The sequence below is a fragment of the Streptomyces sp. KR55 genome (genome assembly GCF_052245645.1).
Lineage (GTDB): Bacteria > Actinomycetota > Actinomycetes > Streptomycetales > Streptomycetaceae > Streptomyces > Streptomyces flavusporus.
In genome coordinates this window covers 1-5,984 of the sequence record NZ_JBQQCE010000553.1, presented here as the reverse complement: position 1 = coordinate 5,984, position 5,984 = coordinate 1, and the positions used below count along the sequence as shown (strand labels likewise).

At 71.6% G+C, this 5,984-nt stretch carries 4 protein-coding genes and 1 pseudogene; 1 reads left to right on the top strand and 4 read right to left on the bottom strand.

What is annotated here, in order from left to right:
• The 4 genes and pseudogenes from ACTWQJ_RS45050 to ACTWQJ_RS45035 all read right to left on the bottom strand — a co-directional run.
• Nucleotides 1-232, bottom strand: a pseudogene (locus ACTWQJ_RS45050) (hypothetical protein); the annotation flags it as partial.
• Nucleotides 233-528: 296 nt separating this feature from the next.
• The gene (gene prfB / locus ACTWQJ_RS45045; protein WP_129799792.1) at nt 529-1,635 is read right to left on the bottom strand and encodes a peptide chain release factor 2; all 1,107 of its coding nucleotides are present in this window, start codon (nt 1,633-1,635) and stop codon (nt 529-531) included.
• Nucleotides 1,636-1,831: 196 nt separating this feature from the next.
• On the bottom strand, nt 1,832-3,073 hold the full coding sequence (locus tag ACTWQJ_RS45040; RefSeq protein WP_443312178.1) for a serine/threonine-protein kinase: 1,242 nt from the start codon (nt 3,071-3,073) through the stop codon (nt 1,832-1,834).
• 150 nt (nt 3,074-3,223) lie between these two features.
• The gene (locus tag ACTWQJ_RS45035) at nt 3,224-4,933 is read right to left on the bottom strand and encodes a serine/threonine-protein kinase (RefSeq protein ID WP_443312177.1); all 1,710 of its coding nucleotides are present in this window, start codon (nt 4,931-4,933) and stop codon (nt 3,224-3,226) included.
• A 496-nt stretch (nt 4,934-5,429) separates the two neighbouring features.
• Between ACTWQJ_RS45035 and ACTWQJ_RS45030 the strand changes: the two genes are divergently transcribed.
• Nucleotides 5,430-5,984 (top strand): FHA domain-containing protein (locus ACTWQJ_RS45030; RefSeq protein WP_443312176.1); only part of this gene is annotated, 555 nt, incomplete at its 3' end.

Here is a 5,984-nt window from a genome sequence, read left to right as displayed (position 1 = left end):
CCATGGAGTCCGTCGGGAGATACGCCGGGAGATCCGTCGGCAGGTCCGTCGGCGGGTCCGTAGGAAGCTCGGTCGGAGTCGGGGTGGGCGACTCGTCGCTGCACAGGACGCCGAGCAGGCAGTCGTCGGTCTCCGCGGCGGAGGCGGCGCCCGCGGCGGTCAGCGAGGCGCCGGCGGCGATCACGGCACCGGCCGCGATCCGCGCGATCCGGATCCGCGTCTTCTTGGTCATATGGTTGCTACCCCCAGTAGCTGATCGTCAGTGAGGCGGCGCTCGGGGCCGTGATCGACGGAGACAGCTGTGGTGAAGCCCCCCGGTTCACATGCGCCCCAGAGATACGCATGCCACGCTTCACCCTTCCCATTTTTCAAAGCAACGTCAAGGCCGTTGCGCGCGCGATGTCCAGTTACGCCTTCTTTGCCGGGGGTTGAAGCGTGTGAGTGTGATGTAAAACCCAGACATGCAGGAACAGAAAAGGCAACTGCCGCCGGAAGGGCGGCAGTTGCCTTGTCGACAAAACGCTTCGCTTACTTCTCCTGCTGCTTGCGCCAGCGAATTCCAGCCTCCAGGAACCCGTCGATCTCGCCGTTGAACACGGCCTCGGGGTTACCGACTTCGTGCTCGGTGCGCAGATCCTTGACCATCTGGTACGGGTGCAGCACATACGAACGCATCTGGTTGCCCCAGGAGTTGCCACCGTCGCCCTTGAGGGCATCCATCTTGGCCTGCTCCTCCTGGCGGCGCCGCTCCAGCAGCTTGGCCTGAAGGACGTTCATGGCCGTGGCCTTGTTCTGGATCTGCGATCGCTCGTTCTGGCAGGAGACGACGATGCCGGTCGGCAGGTGCGTGATGCGCACCGCGGAGTCGGTGGTGTTCACGCCCTGACCACCCGGCCCGGAGGACCGGTAGACGTCGATGCGCAGCTCGGACTCGTCGATCTCGACGTGGTCGGACTGCTCGACGACGGGAAGCACTTCCACACCGGCGAAGGAGGTCTGCCGGCGCCCCTGGTTGTCGAAGGGCGAGATGCGCACGAGGCGGTGGGTGCCCTGCTCGACGGAGAGGGTGCCGTAGGCGTACGGCACCTGGACGGCGAAGGTGGTCGACTTGATGCCGGCCTCTTCGGCGTACGACGTCTCGTAGACCTCGGTCTTGTAACCGTGCTGCTCGGCCCACCGCAGGTACATGCGCTGGAGCCGCTCGGCGAAGTCGGCGGCGTCGACGCCACCGGCCTCGGCACGGATGTTGACGAGCGCCTCACGGGCGTCGTACTCCCCGCTGAGCAGCGTCCGCACTTCCATCTCGTCCAGCGCCTTCCTGACGGCAGCGAGCTCGGACTCGGCCTCGGCACGGGTGTCCGGGTCGTCCTCCTCCTCGGCCATCTCGAACAGCACGGCAAGATCGTCGATCCGCCCGCGCAGCGCCTCCGCCTTCCTGACCTCGGCCTGGAGGTGGGAGAGCTTGCTGGTGATCTTCTGCGCCTCGTCCGGGTTGTCCCACAGGGACGGCGCGGCCGCCTGCTCCTCGAGCACGGCGATGTCTGCCCTCAGCTTCTCGAGGTCCAGAACGGCCTCGATCGACTCCATGGTCGAGGAGAGGGACTTGAGCTCTTCGGATACATCGACGACTGCCACACTCCCAGCGTAACGGCTCCGCCGGGTGGCCAGCGCCGGGTGAGCGTGGCTTGCGTAGGCACCCGGCGCCGGTGCGGACCCCTCTGGGGGCTGCGCCCCCAGACCCCCTTCGGCCTGAACGGCCTCGTCCTCAAACGCCGGACGGGCTGGATGGTGCCAGCCGGCACTGAAGAGCCCGGTCGGCAGAAGTTCCCGCTCAGGGAGATGCCGGTGCCGAATCCTTCGTGTCCTGTGGTGTTGCCCCCGCGTCGTCGCCCGATGTGGCCAGCCACGTACCGACTCCGGCCGCCGCCACCAGCACAACCGCCACCACGCCCAGGGTCAGGCGTCGGCGTCGGGTGGTCGCCCGGTGCCGGGCGGAGCCGGGGCGGGGGGCGCCCGCGGCCCTGGGTGCCCGTGCCGTCCCCCGCGCACCGCCCGCCAGCTCGTCCGGGGCCGGCACCCTCATCGACGTATGCGTGTCACGGTTGGAGTCGGGCTTCGCGCCGGGTACCAGGGGCACGGCCCCCCGCCGCACCCGTACCGGCATCTCCGGCTCCCCCGCCACCGGCGCCGCCTCGGCCGGGACGTCGCCGTCCTCCACGTCCGGCTCGTCCACATCCAGCGGCGGCATGCCCGCCAGCGCCGGAAGCTGCTCCCGCAGCCGCGCCGCCAGCTCCGATGCCCGCAGCCGGGACGCCGGTCCCTTCGCCAGGCACTGCACGATCAGCTGCCACAGCTCGTCGGGGATGCCGGGAAGGGGGACGACCGTCTCCGTCACATGCCGGCGCAGCACCGCGCCCGGGTGGCCGCCGCCGAACGGCGTGAACCCGGCCAGCAGCTCGTACAGCACGGTCGCCAACGCGTAGATGTCGACCGCGGCCCGCGGCGGCAGCCCCTCCACGATCTCGGGCGCCAGGTAGTCCGGCGTACCGATGATCTTCGTGGCGCGCGTCCGCCGTGGAGAATCGATCAGCTTGGCCACGCCGAAGTCCGTGAGCAGCGCTCGATGCGAGCCCCCGGGGCCCAGCGGGCCCTGCATGTCCAGCAGGACGTTCTCCGGCTTCACGTCCCGGTGGACGACGCCCGCCGCGTGGGCCGCCGCCAGCCCCTCCGCCACGTCGGCCACGATCGCAACGGCCGCCTCGGGGGACAGCCGCCGCTCACGTTCCAGCCGGGTGCGCAGGTCCGTGCCCCGGACCAGGTCCATGACGAGCGCGAGGTCGTTGCCGTCCACCACCAGGTCGCGGACCGAGACGACGTTGGGGTGCTCGAGGCCGAGCAGGGCGGTGCGCTCCTGCACGAAGCGCCCGACGAGCTCCTGGTCGGACGCGAGGTCCTCGCGCAGCAGCTTGATGGCGACGGGACCGTCGGGTCCCTCGCCCAGCCACACCGTGCCGGCGCTGCCACGTCCCAGGATCTGGTTCGCGGTGTACCGGCTGCCGATCTTCCGTGCCAAGGCTGCTCCTACAGACGCGTGTTGTCGCTGCTGCGCCATCCCGGGGGCCGACCCCCGGACCCCCAGCCGACAAAACTACGCGCCCGGAGCCGTTACCTTCACCGCGGAGAGGGAAATCACCCGCCAGGTGTCGACAAATCAACTCACCCGCTACTGCGTGGACGTGCCTCCGGGCCCCTCGGAGGTCCCGGAGTCCCCGCCCAGATCCCCGATCCACCCCGTCACCGTGCTGACCCAGTCCGTGAGCTGTTCCCAGTAGCCCTTGCCCGTGCCGATCCACTCCTGCAGCGGGCTCAGCTCCCAGATCAGCCAGCCGGCGACGAACAGGATGACGATCGTGAACAGGCACCCCTTCAGGCAGCCCAGCCCGGGAATCCGCATCGGATTGGCGCTGCGCTGCCGCGGCTGCCGCGGCTCACGCGCCGGCCGCTGCGGCTCGGGCGTGGGCGCAGGGGCATACCGCTGGGGCTGCTGGTGCGGCGGCGGGGCGTACTGCTGCTGCTGCGGATGGCCGTACCCGGGCGGCGGCCCCTGCTGCGGACGCCGCTGGGGCTGCTGCGCCGGGCGCGGCTGCTGCTGCGGCCGGGCGACCTGCCGCTGCGGGCGGCGGCGCAGCGGGTCCTCGCTGGGGTCGAGGTACTGGACCTGCGTCTGCTCGTTGCGGTCGCGCGCGGCACGCAGCTGCGACTGCCAGGGGTGCGGCTGGTCGGGCTGCTGCCCCTGCTGCCCGACGGGCTGGTTCGGCGGCACCGGCGGCATCACCGCGGTCGGGTCGGCGGCCCCGGTGTTCGGCAGTACGGCGGTGGGGTCGGCGGCGCCCGCCGGGCCCCCGGTGTGCGGCAGCACGCTGGTCGCGCCGTTCGGGTCGTACGCCCCCGCCCCTGCCGATCCGTGCGGCAGCACCTGCGTCGGGTCGGCGGCACCCGGAGTTCCGGGCACCGGCGCGGGCGCCGGGTCGGGCGCGAGGAGGGCGGCGACGCCCTCGGCCGCGGCGATCTGCGCGGAGTTCGCGTGCACGCCCACGCCCTCGGCGACGACCCGCAGCCCGCGTGCGAGGTTCTCGGCGCTGGGCCGTTCGTCGGGGTTCTTGCGCAGACAGCGCTCGATGACCGTCCACAGCGGTTCGGGGACGGTGGAGGGGCGGCGCGGTTCGGCGCTCAGATGCTGGTGCAGCACCTCCAGGGCCGAGCTGCCGGAGAACGGCGGACGGCCGGTGACCAGCTCGTACAGCAGGATGCCGGCGCCGTAGATGTCGACGGCCGAGGTCTGCGGGCGGCCCTCGGCGGACTCCGGCGCCACGTACGCGGGCGTGCCGACGAACTCCTGAGTGCGGGTGAGGCCGGGTGAGTCGGCGAGCCGGGCGATGCCGAAGTCGGTCAGCAGCGGGTGCATCTGGCCGCCGTGCTGCTGGAGCAGGACGTTCGCCGGCTTCAGGTCGCGGTGGACGACGCCGTCGGCGTGGCTGGCGGCCAGCGCGTCGGCGATCTGCGCGGTGAGCAGGGCGGCCGCGACGGGCGTGAAGGGGCCGTTCTCACGCAGGTAGCGGTGCAGGTCGGGGCCGTCGACGAGGTCCATGACCAGGGCCAGCAGATCGCCCTCGACGACCAGGTCGCGGACCCGCACGATGTTCGGGTGGGTCAGGCGGAGCAGGACGGACCGCTCCCGCAGGAACCGCATCACGACATCGGGATCGCTCGCGAGCTCCTCCTTGAGGACCTTGATCGCGACGGTCTCACCGGGCTGTCCGGGCACGGCCGCCTCGGCACCCGCGGTCTCCCGCTGGCGGGCTCGCCAGACGGTGCCCGTGGCGCCGCGTCCGAGCGGCTCCTCGAGCAGGTACTTGCTGCCTACCGGCCGCACGTCATGCGCTCCCTGCTGCTTGCTTGCGTGTTCCGACCCACTGTTTCCGACCCACTGTAGTGCCGCCGTCCTCGGTACCGGGCTGTCGTCTGTCCATGCGGCCTACGGAGGGGTTCCCGTCTGGTTCCGGTACACGCTCCGTGCTTGTTTCCGGTACGTGCTCCGGTACTTGTTCCGGCACATCGCTCCGATACATCACTCCGGTACATGTTCGAAGGAAAGACGCTCGACCCGATCCGTTGGTTGCCGGACCCGGACGTGACCGATCTCAAGCGGTCATCCGCACGGCCCTGGTCAGTCACTTTTGCGGGCAGAGCCGACCAATCAAGATCACTTGACGGCGGGCGGCGGGCGCGTTGTCAGTGGCAGGTGCGAGGATGCCTCCAGTACTGGCCGACGTGCTCGTGTGGTGGTGGGGGAAGTCCGCGGTAGGGGACCGCGGGGCGGCCTCGGCCCCGTTCCGCGGGCGCCCGCGCAGAAGGGACCGCTGACGGCGATGCAGATCCGGCTGACCGTCGTAGACCCGCTGGGCCCGCCCGCGCCCGCCGAGGCGCAGGGCCGCGCCGCGAGCCGCGACATGCTGGTCACGGCCCCGGCTGGCACAGCTCTGTCGGCGGTGGCCTCGGCGCTGGCCTCGGCGGTCTCCGGAGACGGCGGTGCCCCGCTGTCCGGAGCCGTGGTGCTGTACGCCGGTGCGGAGCGCCTCGACCCACAGCGCTGCACGCTGGGCGAGCCCCCGCTGCTCGACGGCGCCGTCCTGTCCGTGGGCGCTCCGTGCGAGCCCGAGCCCCACCCCGAGGTGGACGACGCCCCGGCCCGACTCGACGTGATCGCCGGCCCCGACGCCGGCGGTGTCCATCTGCTGCACGGCGGCCAGGTCCGCGTCGGCCGCTCCGCCGACGCCGACGTCCCGCTCGACGACCCGGACGTCTCCCGGCTGCACTGCGCGGTGACCCTCGACACCGACGGCCGCATCTCGGTCGCCGACCTCGGCTCCACGAACGGCACGACCCTGGACGGCACGCGCGTGGGCACCCGCCCGGTCCGCTTC